Annotated in this window: 14 protein-coding genes; 4 read left to right on the forward strand and 10 right to left on the reverse strand. The window is 43.2% G+C overall.

Features of this window, described 5'->3' with window-relative positions; translation table 11 throughout:
- Positions 1-9: 9 nt before the first annotated feature.
- Entirely contained in the window at positions 10-819 is an 810-nt protein-coding gene (locus ABEF84_RS07820; RefSeq protein ID WP_034585157.1) for a formate/nitrite transporter family protein, read from the reverse strand.
- Positions 820-1109: 290 nt separating this feature from the next.
- On the opposite strand from ABEF84_RS07820, the gene cynS reads away from it, so the two are divergent.
- Positions 1110-1559 carry a cyanase gene (cynS, locus tag ABEF84_RS07825; protein WP_347456332.1) on the forward strand — a complete coding sequence of 150 codons (450 nt, stop codon included), beginning with the start codon at positions 1110-1112 and terminating at the stop codon, positions 1557-1559.
- A gap of 76 nt (positions 1560-1635) precedes the next feature.
- On the opposite strand, the gene ABEF84_RS07830 is transcribed toward cynS, so the two are convergent.
- The 8 genes from ABEF84_RS07830 to ABEF84_RS07865 all read right to left on the reverse strand — a co-directional run bounded on the left by ABEF84_RS07830 (position 1636) and on the right by ABEF84_RS07865 (position 10705).
- Entirely contained in the window at positions 1636-2319 is a 684-nt protein-coding gene (locus ABEF84_RS07830; RefSeq protein WP_034585201.1) for a metallophosphoesterase, read from the reverse strand.
- A 106-nt stretch (positions 2320-2425) separates the two neighbouring features.
- Positions 2426-3811: an amidohydrolase gene (locus ABEF84_RS07835; RefSeq protein WP_347456333.1), complete on the reverse strand. Its 1386-nt coding sequence runs from the start codon at positions 3809-3811 to the stop codon at positions 2426-2428.
- 32 nt (positions 3812-3843) lie between these two features.
- Positions 3844-4764: an ABC transporter permease gene (locus tag ABEF84_RS07840; RefSeq protein WP_347454945.1), complete on the reverse strand. Its 921-nt coding sequence runs from the start codon at positions 4762-4764 to the stop codon at positions 3844-3846.
- Positions 4765-4787: 23 nt separating this feature from the next.
- Complete coding sequence (locus ABEF84_RS07845) at positions 4788-5885, reverse strand: ABC transporter permease (RefSeq protein WP_347456334.1); 1098 nt, start codon at positions 5883-5885, stop codon at positions 4788-4790.
- Positions 5886-5926: 41 nt separating this feature from the next.
- A complete protein-coding gene (locus ABEF84_RS07850) occupies positions 5927-7528 on the reverse strand; it encodes an ABC transporter ATP-binding protein (RefSeq protein WP_347456335.1) in 1602 nt (533 codons plus the stop codon).
- Positions 7529-7634: 106 nt separating this feature from the next.
- Complete coding sequence (locus ABEF84_RS07855) at positions 7635-8726, reverse strand: BMP family ABC transporter substrate-binding protein (protein WP_347454942.1); 1092 nt, start codon at positions 8724-8726, stop codon at positions 7635-7637.
- Positions 8727-9054: 328 nt separating this feature from the next.
- Positions 9055-9540, reverse strand: coding sequence for a nucleoside deaminase (locus ABEF84_RS07860; protein WP_034585171.1), 486 nt, complete (start codon positions 9538-9540; stop codon positions 9055-9057).
- A gap of 109 nt (positions 9541-9649) precedes the next feature.
- Positions 9650-10705, reverse strand: coding sequence for an aromatic ring-hydroxylating dioxygenase subunit alpha (locus tag ABEF84_RS07865; protein WP_347456336.1), 1056 nt, complete (start codon positions 10703-10705; stop codon positions 9650-9652).
- 269 nt (positions 10706-10974) lie between these two features.
- Here ABEF84_RS07865 and ABEF84_RS07870 point away from each other — a divergent pair, with 269 nt between their 5' ends.
- Positions 10975-11907: a LysR family transcriptional regulator gene (locus tag ABEF84_RS07870; protein WP_034585175.1), complete on the forward strand. Its 933-nt coding sequence runs from the start codon at positions 10975-10977 to the stop codon at positions 11905-11907.
- A gap of 167 nt (positions 11908-12074) precedes the next feature.
- Complete coding sequence (locus ABEF84_RS07875) at positions 12075-13127, forward strand: aromatic ring-hydroxylating dioxygenase subunit alpha (RefSeq protein WP_034585177.1); 1053 nt, start codon at positions 12075-12077, stop codon at positions 13125-13127.
- A 62-nt stretch (positions 13128-13189) separates the two neighbouring features.
- On the opposite strand, the gene ABEF84_RS07880 is transcribed toward ABEF84_RS07875, so the two are convergent.
- Complete coding sequence (locus ABEF84_RS07880) at positions 13190-15202, reverse strand: CocE/NonD family hydrolase (RefSeq protein ID WP_081403469.1); 2013 nt, start codon at positions 15200-15202, stop codon at positions 13190-13192.
- 188 nt (positions 15203-15390) lie between these two features.
- Here ABEF84_RS07880 and ABEF84_RS07885 point away from each other — a divergent pair, with 188 nt between their 5' ends.
- Positions 15391-16770 carry a transposase gene (locus tag ABEF84_RS07885; protein ID WP_347454101.1) on the forward strand — a complete coding sequence of 460 codons (1380 nt, stop codon included), beginning with the start codon at positions 15391-15393 and terminating at the stop codon, positions 16768-16770.
- The last annotated feature ends 164 nt before the right edge of the window (positions 16771-16934 follow it).

The raw sequence follows: 16934 nt of genomic DNA on the forward strand, positions 1-16934 counted from the left end.
GGTGAATGATTAAAATTCTTTTTTCGCACCAGTACGGACATGTGTCGTATAAAGTGCCAAACCAGTTAGGGATAAACCACCCACCAGGTTACCTAAAGCAACTGGAAGTTCATTCCATAAGAAGTAGTCAGCAATCGAGAAGTCACCACCCATCATCATGGCAAATGGGAACAGGAACATATTCACGACAGAGTGTTCAAAGCCCATGGCAAAGAACAGCATCACTGGCATCCACATCGCGATAAATTTACCGCTAACAGTGGTTGACATCATCGCGCCAATCACGCCCAAAGATACCATCCAGTTACACAGCATGCCGCGGATAAAAATGGTCAACCAGCCAGAAAAACCATAAGCAGCATAGCCAAGCGTACGGTCTTCGCCAATATGGGAAATCTTTTCGCCGACCGGGTTTGGATCTGCTGCAAAGCCCATGGTGTAAACCACAGACATCAGCACAGCAACTACCAAACAGCCAGTAAAGTTACCCGCAAAAACCAGCCCCCAGTTCTTAAGAATCCGTGCCCATGTGACACCTGGTCGTTTATCCAGCCAAGCCAATGGTGTCAATACAAATACGCCAGTTAACAAGTCATAGCCCAATAAATACAACATACAAAAGCCGACTGGAAACAGTAATGCACCAATTAATGGTGACTCGGTTTGTACGGCAATAGTAATGGCAAATACTGCTGCCAAGGCTAAAATCGCGCCCGCCATAAATGCACGGATCAAAACATCACGCGTTGCCATATGAAGCTTGGCTTCACCAGCATCTACTACTTTTTTTGCAAATTCTGCAGGAGCAAGATATGCCATATGGTCGTCCTCATTATTTCTAAATCTTAACCCGTTCTTTAAACAAAACGACGCCTAAGGTCTTTTAAACCTTAGGCGTCGTTGCCTTAAATATCAGAACAGGTAATTTGTGTTATGGCGCCATTGCCATGTTTGTGATTAATGAAGCAAAAGCTGTGCCACAAATAATATAAAAATCATTCAATTTTTTATTCTTCATTTCATCCTCATGCCAAAGCTATTGTTGGCATGAGAACTGCATTGTTGAAATTTCACATAAATCTATTTTAAAAATATTCTGGAGATTTTTTATGATTACCCATCGTCAACAAGTAACTGACATGATCATTTCAGCGAAAGTTTTAAAGTCAATTAAATGGACAGATGTCGCCAAGGAAATTGGTCTTTCTAAAGAATGGGTAACGGCGGCTTGTCTGGGACAAATGGCATTTAATAAAGAGCAGTCAGAGAAAATTGGTCAGATTTTTGACCTGAGTGATGAAGCTGTCGCATGGCTACAAATTGTGCCTTATAAAGGCTCTTTGCCAACAAGCGTTCCTATAGATCCTCTTATTTACCGCTGGTATGAAGTGGTAAATGTGTACGGCTCTACCATTAAGGAACTGATTCATGAAGAATTTGGTGACGGCATTATGAGCGCGATCGACTTCAGCATGGATATTCAGCGTGAGGAAAACCCGAATGGTGACCGCGTCAATGTCGTATTGTCTGGCAAATTCCTGCCTTATAAAACCTATTAATCAAAATGTGATAAAGCCATCGAACACGATGGCTTTTTATTTCGAATAAAAATTTTCTTTCTTATCGTTCTTAAACTTATTTAATTTTGACGATACACAGCCTCTGCGTATAAGAAGAACCCACATCAATATAGTGGCAGTTATCAATCTGGGTATGCCCCCTGACAATAGTATGCCCCAGATAAATCTCATCCACTTTTTTCACGGTTCTATAACGGCGTGAATGATGGCGAATGCGGCCTCTACCCCAGAGTGTATTGGTATAAGCTGAAGTAAAGCCCGGAATTTTCCTTTCACCCTTGGCAATTCTTTTCTTAAACCGGTTCCAGTCATGGATATCAATATCAGCGTGCAGAATGCCAATCTTTTTATCTTCCAGCTGAACTTCAATCACCAGTGGAAGTGACAGAAAAATATCGCTTAATTGATCCTGTTTTTCTATGGGCAAGAGATAAAACCATTCGCCGCCATTGCGGGCATGCATCTCCTGCATCCAGACATCATCGCGACCTTTGATGCACATTTCCTCATGGTTACCGCGCACACTGCAAAACCAGGGTTGATCCAACAGTGATACACATTCCAGGTTTTCACGGCCACGATCCACCAGATCACCGGTGCAAATCAGTAAGTCTGTCTCAAAATTAAAGCAGACTTTCTCCAGTTCTTGCATCAACAGGCGATAACAACCATGCAAATCCCCAACTACATAAATGGCGGCGTAATCTGTTCCTTGAATAGTTCTACAAAGCGCTGTCATGTGATCTGAATTTTTCATTATTTGAAAGTGGACTTATTCATCAATCAATGATAAGTCCAATAGTCATAGTTTTTCTTTATATTTACTACACTTATTATTAATCTATTTATTCAGTTTCCTCAACGATATTTCGATTTAATTCATTAACGACTTTTCCTTTTTGCGCCATCCATGCATCACGACGTTCAAAGAGTAAAGGCGTTACTCGATTCACTTCATCGATTAAGTGCTGTAGATCTGCATTTAGCAATTTACCATTTTCAACGACGATTTGACCACCGACCATGGTCATCACCACATCCTGTCCCTGCACAGCATGCACCAGATTGGTAAATAAATTAAAGAGTCGACCTTCATCGATCAATGGTGTCATACGTGGTGTCGCTATATTCACAGCAATGATGTCTGCTAATTTACCTACTTCAAGACTGCCAATCTGATTCTGCATACCTACGGCTTTTGCACCAGTACGCGTTGCCATCTGACAAATAGATAATGAATCCAATGCTGCGGCATCTAAAGTAGAGAACTTCGCCAATAATGACGCCGTTTTCATTTCCTCAAACATATCTAGATTATTATTTTCTTTTTCGCCATCCGTACCTAAGCCTACTGCAATCCCCTGTTTGAGCATCTCCAGCACAGGCGCAGCACCTGATGCCAGTTTCATATTGGAAATTGGATTATGGGCAACGCCGACATTGTGTTGTTTCATAATTTGAATTTCAGTCGGATCTGCCCAGACACAATGTGCAAGGAGGGTTTGTGGTAAATCCAACAGACCTAGTTGTTCTAAGGTTTGGATGGGACGTACACCATGACGGCGTAAGTTTTCCTGAACATCGAACTGGCTTTCATTGCTGTGGGTGTGGAAACCTGTCTGATAATCCTGACATAAGCTTTGAATACGTTTTAGCGCATGCGGTTCTGCATAAAATAAATGTTCTAAACCGACCCAGACCTGAATTTGCCCATGATTTTGTTGATGCCAACGATTAATTAAGGACTCATTGCTTTTTAAGGTTTCAAAATAGTCATGGTCCGGATGCTCAGCTACATACGGCACCAGAACAGCACGAATTCCTAAGTCTTTTGCTGCCTCTGCACTGCCATCCATATAACGCCACATATCTACGATAGTTGTGGTACCAGAAAGTAATGCTTCAGCATAACAGAGATAGGATGCAGCCTTGGCATCTTCGGGTAGTAGAACACGATGCATAGGATCAATAAACTGCTGCAGCCAGTCCCAGACAGGCAGACCTTCAGCAGTACCCCTTAAGAGTCCAGAATGACAGTGGGTATTGATTAAGCCTGGCATCAGCAAGGCTTTGGGATAATCATGCACCATCACGTCTGGATATTGCTGGGTCAGTTCAGCTTTGGTGCCAATGGCTTTGATCTTGTCGCCATCAACCAATACAGCCCCATTTTTGATGCATTCATTTTGATGATTCATGGTCAGCACATAGGCTGCTGCTAATATTTTCATTTTGCTCTACATCATCTTTTCATTAATGAGCTTTAAGGTACGAAAGTTTTGCCTAATGACGCTGGCAAATTCATCTTTAAAAGTTTCTTGTCGCGGGAAATTACCACCAACACCACAATTGTTGCTAGGTAAGGCAGCGCTGCTAAGAATTCATTCGGGACTTTGATCCCAAGCGCCTGTGCATGAAATTGTAGAATCGTCACCCCCCCAAATAGATAGGCACCCAGCATGAGTCGGGTTGGCTTCCACACAGCGAAGACCACCAGTGCAATTGCGATCCAGCCACGACCTGCAACCATATTTTCAATCCACATGGGGGTATAGACCGTCGATAAGAAAGCGCCGCCAATCCCTGCCATGAGTCCGCCGAATAGTACAGCACCGTAGCGGATTGCGAGCACGTTATATCCCATGGCATGGGCACTTTCAGGCGATTCACCAACTGCTTTTAACAGCAAACCTAGACGGGTTCTAGCCAGCACAAACCAGATTGCGAAAAATGTCAGAATGGATAGATAAACCACATAGTTTTGCTGGAACAGGATTGGCCCAATGAATGGAATATCGGCTAATACAGGAATATTCCAGCTGCTGAGGCCGGGTAAAGCCATGCTGACATAGTTTTGTCCCCAGAACGCCGAGATCCCGATACCGAAAATCGTCAATGCCAAGCCACATGCGGACTGATTGGTGCTAAGTGAAAGCGTGAAAAATGCAAACAACAATGCCATAAACATCCCTGCCAGCCCACCGATCAATAAGGCACTAAACACGCTGGCCTCATATTGGGCAGCGAACGCAAAGCCAGCAATTGCGCCGACCAGCATCATGCCTTCCACCCCTAAATTAATCACGCCAGTCCGTTGTGACACCAGTTCACCCAAGCCTGCAAAGATCAGAGGCGTTGCTGCGGCAATGGTTCCTGCCAGAATTGCAGTCATTTCTATAGCCATATTCTTTTTTTCCTCTTATCTTGTTAAGCATTCGCTGAAGCAGGTTCAGCTGCAGGCAGCGCGCGTTTTTTGGCAAAACGGTAGCGGTTTTCAATCAAGGCATCAGACGCCAACAGGAAAAATAGCAATAAACCCTGGAAAATCCCGGTAATCGCGACTGGGAGTTGTAATTGCATTTGTGCCATTTCCCCGCCCAGGTAGATGAGAGCCATTAATGAACCTGAAAGGACGATTCCAATTGGATTTAAACGCCCTAGATAAGCCACAATAATCGCGGCATAACCATAACCTGGTGACAGGTTTGGATTGAGCTGACCTATAGGACCTGCCACTTCGCATATGCCTGCAATCCCCGCCATCATTCCAGAAATGACCAGACTGAGCCAAATCGCTTTGGAAGATGAAAAACCAGCATATTTAGCGGCTAAAGGTGCCTGCCCGCTGACTTCCAGTTTGAATGCTGTCAAGCTTTTACGCATGAACACCCAGAACAGAATCACAGCCACAATCGTAATAAAGATCGAAGTATTGACGCGTGTCCCTTCCACAATCATTGGCAACAGTGCACCATCACTAAACATTACGGTTTGCGGGAAATTCATGCCTTCAGGATCGCGCCATGGCCCATTGACCAGATACAGCAATACAAACAGCGCCACATAATTCATCATCAAGGTGGTTAGGGTTTCTTCAGCATTGAAATGGGTCTTTAACAAAGCAGGAATTGCACCCCATACGGCACCGCCAATGGCACCCATGACGATCATCAGCGGTAGAATCCACCAACCTGTTTGCTCATGAAATAGCAGTGCGATCCCACCACCAAAAATGGCACCCATGATCAGTTGGCCTTCTGCCCCGATATTGAATAACTTGGCACGGAATCCGACGGCTAAACCCAGTGCAATCAGGATTAACGGTCCGGCTTTAACTGCCAGTTCGCTCCAGCCATAAGAGTTCATCAGCGGTTCAATAAAAAACACATACATGGCTTGTGCCGGACTGATGCCCAGCATTAAAAATAAAATACTGCCTACGATCAGCATGGCGACTAAGGCAATGATGGGTGAAAGCCATTTCATCAGTTGTGATGGATGCTCACGCGGTTCGAGTAAATGCATGTGCTCATCCTCCCAAAAGTATTAACTGTTTGAATACGGTTTTAAGCATGAACACCTACCTCTTCTGTTGTTGTAGAGGTAGCTTCCTGCTGTTGAATACCGGACATGAGCAAGCCGATCTTTTCCGCATTGGTTTCTTGAGTCGGTACTGGTGCTGATAATTCCCCATTGGAAAGTACACAAAGGCGATCGCTCATCTCAAACAGCTCTTCCAGTTCTTCAGAAATCACCAAAATACCAACCCCCTGACGAGATAGATCGATTAAGGTCTGGCGGATAAACATGGAAGCACCGACGTCCACGCCCCAGGTGGGCTGAGCCACAATCAGAAATTTTGGGTTTTGTAGAATTTCACGGCCAACAATAAACTTTTGTAGGTTACCACCTGATAAAGATCGGGCTTCTGCTGAAGCACCACTGGCTTTTACGCCAAACTTTTCGATAATTTTTTCTGCAAAAGTCTGGATATTCTGAAATTTAATCAGCCCCCATTGGGTAAACTTCTGGCGATAGGCCGTCAGCAGCGTATTTTGTGACAGAGTCATATTCGGTACGGCACCACGACCTAAACGTTCTTCTGGAACAAAGCCCAGTCCAACATCGCGGCGTTGACCAGCACTCAGTGCAGTAATGTCCTGCCGTTCCAGATACAGCATGCCGTTTTTGGTCAGTGCTTCACCTGAAAGCAAAGACAGCAGTTCAGCCTGTCCATTTCCTGAAATACCGGCAATGCCCATAATTTCGCCAGCCTGAACGCTGAGATTGATATTTTTTAAAGAAACTCCAAAGGGGTCTTCGGACTCAAAGCTGAGGTTTGTCACTTCGAAGCAGGTTTCAGGCGTACCTTCATATTCTGCGCGTACATAAGTTGGTAAATCCCGACCAATCATCAGCCGAGCCAGTTCACTGGTGGATTTTTCTCGTGGATCTACATTGCCAGTCACGCATCCATTCCGCAAAATCGTTGCTTCATCACAGAGTTCCTGAATCTCATGCAACTTATGGCTGATATAGAGAATAGATACCCCTTGAGATGCCAGCAGGCGTAAGGTTTTAAATAATTGTCGTACAGCCTGTGGGGTCAGCACTGAAGTGGGTTCATCCAGAATAATCAGCTCTGGATGTTGTAACAGGCAACGAATGATTTCGACACGCTGGCGTTCACCGACAGATAAGGAATGTACTTCACGTCGTGGATCAACTGGTAAACCGTATTGTTCAGAAACGGCAATAATTTTCTTGCTGAGATCGGCTAAATCTGCTTTTTCGTCTAGCCCTAAGAGAATATTTTCAGCAACTGTCAGGGTCTCAAACAAAGAAAAATGCTGATAGACCATGCCGATACCCAGCTTCCTGGCGAAGGATGGGCTGTCGATTCTGACTTCTTTGCCATTCCAGAGAATCTGGCCCTGATCTGCTTTGACCGCACCATAGATGATTTTCATCAGGGTACTTTTGCCTGCACCATTTTCACCTAAAATGGCGTGAATCTGTCCGGGATAAACAGTTAAATGAATCTGGTCATTTGCCTTAAGAGAATTATAACTTTTACAGATATTGATCAGTTCCAGACGTGGAATTTCTCGGCTTGAAACTGTATTCAGCTTGGGCGAATGCGCAGACAAATCTTGTGTTTGGTTCATTGTCAGTGCCCTGTTTTATGTGGCTGGATGACTCATCTGACTTTCGTTCAAGAACAGATGAATCACCAAGCCTGTTTTTAGATCAAAGTGCTGCTTATTGTTGTCATTATTTTGGTAATGCGCCTTCTACACCTTTCACGTAGTAGTTCATTTTTCCTAAGGTTGCATCATCCAGTGTTTTGCCTTTAGCCACTAACAGTGAGCCATCCTGTTTGTAAATTGGTCCGCTAAATGGATGAAGGGTGCCTTTTAGAAGCGCGTCACGTGCAGCCAAGGCTTTTTTCTTCTCATCCGCAGTGACCATTGGACCAAAGTTTTCGATATCCACTGCTTTTTGTTTTACGCCATACCATAAAGCACTTGGTTTCCAGGTTTTATTGCTGACTTGCGTCATCACTGGGGTATAGATTTTTTCCCAGTGTAGTACTGAAGCTGCCAGATGCGCTTTAGGACCAAACTTGCTCATGTCTGAGTCCCAGCCAAAAGCGTAAACACCTTTCTGTTCAGCGGCTTGAACCACGGCTGGAGAGTCAGTGTTTTGCATCAGCACATCTGCACCTTGTGCAATTAAAGCTAAAGCTGCATCACGTTCTTTACCGGGGTTGAACCAAGAATTTACCCAGATCACTTTGGTTTTTACTTTTGGATTGACGCTTTGTGCACCCAGGGTATAGGCATTGATGTTACGCACCACTTCTGGGATCGGGAATGACGCTACAACGCCGAGTGTATTGTTTTTGGTTTTCTGGCCTGCGACTACACCGAGCATATAGGCACCCTCATAAGTACGTACGTCATAGACGCCTAGGTTTTTACCTTGCTTATAACCTGTCGCATGCATAAAGACGGTATTCGGGAACTGCTTGGAGACTTTCTCCATCGCATTCATATAACCAAATGAAGTCGCAAAAACCACTTTATTGCCCTGCTGTGCCAGGTTACGGATCACACGTTCTGCATCGGCAGTTTCAGGCACATTCTCGATATAGGAAGTTTTATATTTGCCGGCCAGTGCTTTCTCAGCCTTGATTCGGCCCTGATCATGTGAATAGGTCCAGCCATGGTCGCTGGTCGGTCCGATATAAACAAATGCGGCTTTATCCTGTGCATGTGTCATTGAAGCAGCCATCAGGCCACCCGCAAACAGCATCCCCATGAGTGTTTTGAATCCGGTTTTAAAGGTCTTTTTTTCTTTCATTCTCTTCCGCTCTTGTTGTACGTGTGCTCTTGCACATTCATTAAAAACTTGGCTCAGATGAGTTCAGTCGGTTCTATTTATAATTAGCAATAACTATTCCAACTTGTTTAAAAAACCATGGATTTAATTTATTCCTTTTAAATAAAAGCTCATCTTTAGTGTTTTTAAATTTATAAACAGAGATTATTTTTTATATTGAATAAATGTGTTTTAAATAAGTGCATTTTTAATATTTTCTGCAATTAAATTGGGCGTTTATATTTAAAATTATTACGTTATAAAATAAAAAATCCCATTATAAAAATGGGATTTTAGTTTAAATAAATATTTATCGGTTTTGCCAGAACTGCTGTTGCAAGCTGACAGTTTCCGCTTCAATTTCTGGCACTGGACCAATCAGATCAATGTCCTTTTGTCCATGACTAAACACATATTCCGAGCTGACACTCATGGTCGGGTTTTCCTGATGATTGCCGGTACATTCCAGCAGTCGTTCTTCCGACATGCCATACACCACACGGCCAATATTGGCCCAATAAATGGTTCCTGCACACATGCAGCAAGGTTCTACAGCGGTATATAGCGTACATTGCCATAAATAATCCGCGGGATAATTGGTCGCTGCGATACGGGCCAAAGTTGATTCGGCATGATTGACCGTATCGATATTGCACTGGGTCAACAGTACCGTTTCATGATCTGGCGCGACCAGTACAGCTCCAAAAGGATGATGCCCTAGCTCGGTCGCACGACGTCCAACCTCATTGGAGAGTTTCAAAAATTTTAATATCTGTTCCTGATTCGGACGGCTCATTTAATCATTCCATAATTTATTTTAAATAAAATCATATTTAAAATATAAGCTGCACTTAAAATATATTATTTAAATACAGCTTATATTAAATCCAAATTAATCTCTCATATTAAACAACATAGCGTTTACTTAATCCCATTTCAGCTAATATACGTCGATAAGTAGTCGATGAACGGTCGGCTTCAAAATGCGCTTCCATTGAAATATCCAGCGGAAGTTCTTCTGGTTTTTGGCTTTCTACCATTTCCTGATCTTCAGCAAAGATTTGCGCGTTGAAATCGTAAACTGCCTGTAAATCGCCTGTCGTATCAAAATTACGGGTCAGTGGTACAAACAGTCGGGTTTTATTATGTGAGACCGGACAGCACGCATTCAGGATTTTAAGGATGCCATCATTAGGGAAATGCACGGTTAATGTTGCTGAAAATGGCGGATAGACATCAAACACACGTTTCCATAAAAAACCTTCTGGTGCCAGATGTTGCAAGCCATGCGGGTAGTTGCTGACATTGCTAACATATTCAGTATGCAGGCCATATGGTGTACGTTCGGTACTGTATTTTGGCACCACCGGATTGTCACGATCAGCAAAGGCATTGTGATGCACAAAGGCAAAATGTGCGACATCGATAAAGCCTTCTAATTGACGACCGCTGGAACCACCAATATCTACAAACGGTGGCAGGATAGATTGATGTTCTGTTGTATCCCAGGTTTCTAGCACCGGGAAATTCGCTGTGCTTTCATCACGATTAAACAGGCTAGTCCACACCAGACCGTATTTTTCGACCACTGGGAATTTGGTCAGTGAAAAACGGTCAGAAATTTTGGTCAGCTCAGGTTGTGCCGGAATTTTGACGCATTTCCCGTGCTCATTATATTCGAGGCCATGATATGGACAGACGATACTTTCTCCAGAAACCCATCCCTTACTCAGTGGGACCCCGCGGTGCGGACAGATATCACGGACTAGATGAATTGCACCGCTTTCAGTTTTATAGATTGCCAGTTTGACATCCAGCAACGTGACTTGCTGCGGTTTTTCGGTGACGTCCTGAATACGTGCAACCGGATACCAATGATGCGCCAGAATCTCCCAATCCTGATCGTCAAACTGGCTGTAGCATGGTTTGCTAAATACATTGATCATTGGAATAGCGTTCATATCAAACCTTTTTTCTGCAAAATTCTGAATCGTTTTAATGTCTTGGAACGTGGCCGAGTTCAGTTAACGTCCCACTTATTTATGATTGAAATTACTGGTTTTTTTGATATTTCGTCTATTAGAATGTTTCGTATAAATCATTCTAAAAATTAGAACATAAGACTGAAATACCTGATTTTATTGGGTTCTAGTTCCCGGCCTTGGCATAAAACTCGCATAAAGCTGTTTATCGAATTTTAAATACAGGTAGATCTGGCTTGAGTAAATTGTTGAATACTCCTTTCTCACGTTTTTCCGAATACTTTATTGCGGTAGCGAAAAGCGGAAGTTTGCGTAAGGCTGCGGATCAGCTGTTTATCTCGGTATCTGCAGTACATCGTCAAATTGCCCTTGCTGAAGAAGAACTGGGTATCGATCTGTTTGAGCGCTTACCGAATGGGCTGAAACTGACTTTGGCGGGTGAAATGCTGTATGCCGATATTCTGAAATGGCAAAAGGAATTCCAGCAGACCTGTATTCGCTTTGATGAAATTCAGGGGCTAAAACGTGGCAGTATCGAATTCGGGCTGATTGCTGCTTTGAGTGAGGGTTTTGTCATGCAGTCGCTGCAGCATATGTATGAACAGTATCCCTGGATCAATTTCAATATTAGAGTGGCTGACAGTGAAGTGGTTGCCCGCAAAATAATGGATGCTGAACTGGATTTTGGACTCATTATGAATCCCAAAGCCCATCATCAGCTTGAAGTCTTACATTTCCTTGAATTGCCATTGGGTTTTGTCATGTCCAAACAACATCCACTGGCAGAGGCTGAAAAGATTTATTTTTCGGATACGTTAAATGACAACCACTTTATTCCCTCAGAACCGCTAATTGTGCATGACTATGTACAGGCGATTTATAAACACCACAAATTTATACCTGCACGGAAAACGGAATCGAATGATATTCGTTTAATGAACAGTATGATCAAGGCCAATACCGGGATTGGCATCTTAAGTTATCTGGATGTCTATCCCGAGCTGCAACGTGATGAACTGATTTTTAAACCCATTACCGAAAAAGGTGTACGCCCTTTGACTATCGCACTTTGCGTGGCACCGAAACGCCAAATTTCCCGTGCGTCACAACTGATGATTAAACACATTATTGAGCAGATGGAACACCTTAAAAATCAGCTCTCTCAGGAATTGGAGGGATAAATAATGGCTTAGATCGTCTAAACCTCAGGTTTAAGCGAAAACACGCTTTTTGTTAGGCATGTCGTTTAGCTGTTCTAATTTTCTTAATGCGTTGTCCAGATTTCTCTAATTTCAGTGAATGGGTCCTTGTTCTATAGTCATGAAAAGCAGACGAATTTGAGGCCATGATGAATAGCAAAACGATCCTCACCCATAATCCAGACTTGCCAGTTCATATGACATTTTCTGAACATGACTGGCACTTGTTGGCAAAATACTGGTATCCAGTCGCACTGGCACGTGAAGTCACAGAGCAGCCGATGGGCACAATGCTTTTGGATATGCCCTTGGTGATTTATAAAATGGGTGATGAAGTGATTGTTGCCAAAGATGCCTGTCCGCATCGTGGGGTAGCGTTAAGTTTAGGCAAAAATGACGGCCAAGGTGTGGTCTGTCCCTATCATGGTTTGCGCTTCGGTGCTGAAGGTAAATGCAACCGTATTCCTGCCCATCCCGATCAAAAGATCTCTGATCGATTCCATCTAAAAACCTATGCCTCAGTAGAAAAATATGGCCTGATCTGGTGTTCTCTACTGGCGGATAAAAATGCGGAACCGAATATTCCGTATATGCCTTATTGGGAAGATCCTGATTATCAGCAACTGGTCTGCCCAATCGTGGACATTAAATGCTTTGCGGGACGTCAACTAGAAGGTTTTATTGATGTCGCGCATTTCGCCTGGGTCCATCCAGATACCTTTGGTGATCCCGATAATGCTGAAGTGCCTGATTATAAAACCTATGAAACGGATTATGGTTTTGCAGCAGATTATCTAAGTACTGTTGGACGTTACCCGATTGGACTGGATCAACGGGGAGCAGAAAATTTTAAATGGTTACGACATTTTGAAATAAGTGTACCATTTACGGCAACACTCACCATTCATTTCCCGGAAGATGCCAAACAAGTGATTATGAATGCGGCTTCACCGATGACAGCGCGTACCACTCGCCTGTTTGCCCCCATCTGTCGGAACTATGACAAAGATCTGCCAGTTGAAGATGCGTATGACTTTAACCTGAAAATCTTTGAAGAAGACCGTATGATTGTGGAGAACCAGAAACCAGAATATTTGCCTTTGGACTTGTCTTTGGAAGCCCATTTCCCTGCCGACCGTAGCTCCAGCATGTACCGGAAATTATTACGTAAGCATGGTTTTAGTCCATTATTTGCAGCCTGATTTAAGTATTTTCTAAAAGAAAGCCCCAGAACTTATGCTGGGGCTTTTTATCTTTCAAGAAATTAAGGATTCAGATATTGTGTTGACACTTTTGGCAATACCACGCTGGATGGATACTTGGAGTTCGAATAAATCGAAATTGAACCATTCAAGGTGGATTTCAACGTTGGTAATGGTGCAACGCCTTTCCAGATATCACTTGCTACCACAGAAATCTGTAATTGATGCCCTTTCGGAATCAGTGCTGCCACTGGTGCAATTTCAATATTCATCAGCACTGGTTTGTTCTTCTCCAGTGGTTGGACATCCTCTTTCTTGAAGGTATGCCACGGCTGCATCATCACGCCATTGATATACCGAGAACGCGTTTCATCCACCTTGCGTAAAGAAGCGGTCAGAATACCGGTACTCAGTGCTTTGGCATTGCCTGTTTTTGGATCCACATCTGCAATACGAACCACCAGTCCCATATCCGGAGCACTGGAAGAGACCCAAAGATCTGCCTGAATTGGCCCATTCAGATAATAGTCATTCTGCAAGGTATCAGAATTAAACACTGCTGCTGGAATGTTCGACATATTGTTATTTTGCAAACATGGGAATGGCAATATTGCAGCAACACCAATGGTCACTGTCTCAACTGTATTCGAACAAATCCCGAAAGTAGGTGCTTCAAGCAGGAAACTTTCACCAATGCTGGACGTTGACTTGTTCGTCACCAGTTTGCCCAAGCTATTCAGGTATAAACGGTCTGGCTGAATTCCGATATGTGGCCAGTCGGTTGATGTCACAAATTTTTCATGACCATAGACCCATTGGGTTACGTTGGGTAATTTTTCTGCTTTTGTATCTATACCCTTGAGATACTGGTCAAACCATTGTAAGGCAATGTTGTTGACTGCAGGGACATCTCCATTGCCTGAAGTTGAACCCAAAGCAGCCTGTAAATGGTTCCATGGACCAATTAGAATTTTGGCTGTGGTCTGGTCTTTTAACGCTTCCAGCCATAAGGGTTCACTACGCTGGAACAGGTCACGCGTACCACCGACAACAAAGGTCGGCACCTTGATTTTATGGGCATATTCCAACGGCGAACGTTGACGCCAGAAATCGCTGTCAAAAGCGGTATCGGTACCCTGTAGGGCCTGGAAGGTTAAGGGAAGCTGGAATTCAAACAGCATGTTCTGGATTTTGTCCAATCCCATGACAATGCCGTTGACCGGATCAACCTGTAGTGCATCGACCGGCAAAGCACCCAGCAAGCCGACCAGACTCATCCATAACGGAATGAAGTTGGTATTGAGTTGACCGCCATTGAATAGAATGTCACGGTAGCCATCGCCAATCGGTACCATTGGGAAAGCGGCCTTGACTGCTGGATGTTGCGTAGATGCACCGAGCAGGCTGGTAATACCAAGATAAGACACGCCATAGAGGCCAATCTTGCCATTTGACCAGTACTGCTTGCTGGCCCAGTCAATAATTTCCTTGCTGTCTTCCTGTTCTGTTTCATCGAAGGCCTGCCATACTCCTTCCGAAGAACCGGTGCCACGTACATCAGCAACGACGGTGGCATAACCACGACGAACAAATTCCGGGTTTGGGCCACCCGCCATGTCAGCAATCTGCCCTGCTAGGCCGGTGTTATACGCCGTCTGGATCAGAATCACCGGGAATTTGCCATAGATTGGCTGCTTATTTTCATCTGCAGGTAAAGTCACTCGCACTGCGATTCTGGTGCCATCACGCATGCTGAGCCACTGCACCGGCAGCGTCACCATATTCGGATATTGATAGTCCCGTGTGTAATTACTCCATCTTGCATTTGCATTATCAGATACAGGTGTTTGAGCCTGGCTCTGAAACTGGCGGGTACCAAGTTTGGTATTTTTTAAAGTTGTGGTATATGAAGAGCTTGAGCCTGTAGAAACAGGTAAAACCTGAGGTTGCAGGTAGTTTAAATCTGCATCTACCTGCTGGGTGGGTGATGTGACCTTGTTGACCACACCCACGGTTACGGCAACTACGGTTACCGTGGCTGCGATTGCAGCATAAAGTTTATTAAGAAGCGTCATGGCTGTTGTCCTGAGCTTTATTGTGTTTTTATTTTTTTGGACTTTTTGTTTATCCATTTGTTTATTTTTGATTTTCTTTAAAATAAGAGAGTAGATTACTATCATTAAAAATATAGACAAAAGACACCAAACATATACAATATGTATATGTTTTTTATTAAATATTCTAACACAAGGTTTTACTTCTTTTGAAACTAACCCGCATCCACCACTGTAAAAACTTGAATGTGCAAAAGTACAAACAGCTTGAGAAACAAGCTGTTTTACTTGGTCGTATTCGTAGCGAGGTTTGGGCTAAATATGGTGCTATTTCAGGTTTGAATATCAGTGACAGAGCTATTCGTGATGCGTGGATGAAAGAAGGTCGTGACTTTGGTGTTTCAGCAAATGCGTGGAAGGAAACGCTACGTGATTGCATAGGTGATATTAAAGCCTATCGAGAAGCATCAAAAGAAAAGGTAAAACAAGCAATCCGAAAAAGAACGACATGCGATAAGGAATTAAAAAGACTATACACGTTGCTTAAAAAAGAAGAGTGGGCTACTGATAATTTCCTCCATCGTCAAATGCGTAAACACTTTAGGCATGGCGTTAATCACACGTATAATCAGATTATTGTTCGTGCGGATATGTGTAAAACCTTTGAGTTAAATGGTCAATGTTGGCTTAAAGTACCAAGCCTAATCCCTCGACAAACCATTAAAATCCCATTAAATACGACTGTTGATTTTGCACCGCAAGGCACATTAAGGATTATTCTAAGAAATGGTAATGTTGAAGTTCATTCAACCTATGATGCAGTTGAAACTCAAGATTGTGGCACAGCAACGGTAGGCGTTGATAAAGGGTACTCAGAAGCTTTTGTGGACTCTGATGGCGATGTATATGGTGATGGTTTAGGCAATTTGATCTCAAGTGAATCAGATTATTTAAATCAAAAGTACAAGCACAGAAACAAGCTCAGAGCGATTGCCAAATCTAAACCACACAAGAAACAGAAAATTGAGTTAAATAATCTAGGTCGAAAAAAACTAGATAAGCGACAAGATACTCAAAAAGCAAAGCTCAAGACATTGATCTTTACAGCTACCCACCGATTAGTTGATAAGGCTAAGGTTATTGTTGCGGAGGATTTAACATCCCCAATTCAAAGTAAACGCAACTATGGCAAAAACACCAATAGACGCTTAAATACATGGGTTAAAGGCTTATTAGCTGATGCCCTAACAGGTATATCTCACCGTAGAGGTTCTACGGTGCATCTTGTCAATTCTGCATATACTTCGCAAATTGATTCCTTTAGTGGGCTATTGATTGGCACACGTAAAGGAGATCGGTTTTACCGTACTAATGGGGAAGTTATACAGGCTGATTGGAATGCTGCGAGAAACGTGCTTGCAAGATTAAACGACAATGAGATAAGTCGTTATACGCCTTACAAAACTGTAAAACGTATTCTGCAAGAACGGACTGACCGCTACAAGTCGGAACTGACCGACTCAGGCTCTAGTTACACGCTTGGCAACAAGACATTAACAGAGTGCGAATTAGTCCTTGACCATGTTTGACTACATTTTAAGGAACAGTCTCCTTGTAATTCTGATCCATTTTTAATCTCAATTCTTAACACTTCGATATCAAAGTGACAATGTTGCTTGTCATGAATAAAAAATCTTATACAAAAGCGCATCTATTTATCTGTTGTATAGCGGCAGCAAAATAATGTCGGATG

Origin of the sequence: Acinetobacter sp. ANC 7912, from assembly GCF_039862785.1 — a bacterium.
Classification (GTDB): domain Bacteria; phylum Pseudomonadota; class Gammaproteobacteria; order Pseudomonadales; family Moraxellaceae; genus Acinetobacter; species Acinetobacter thermotolerans.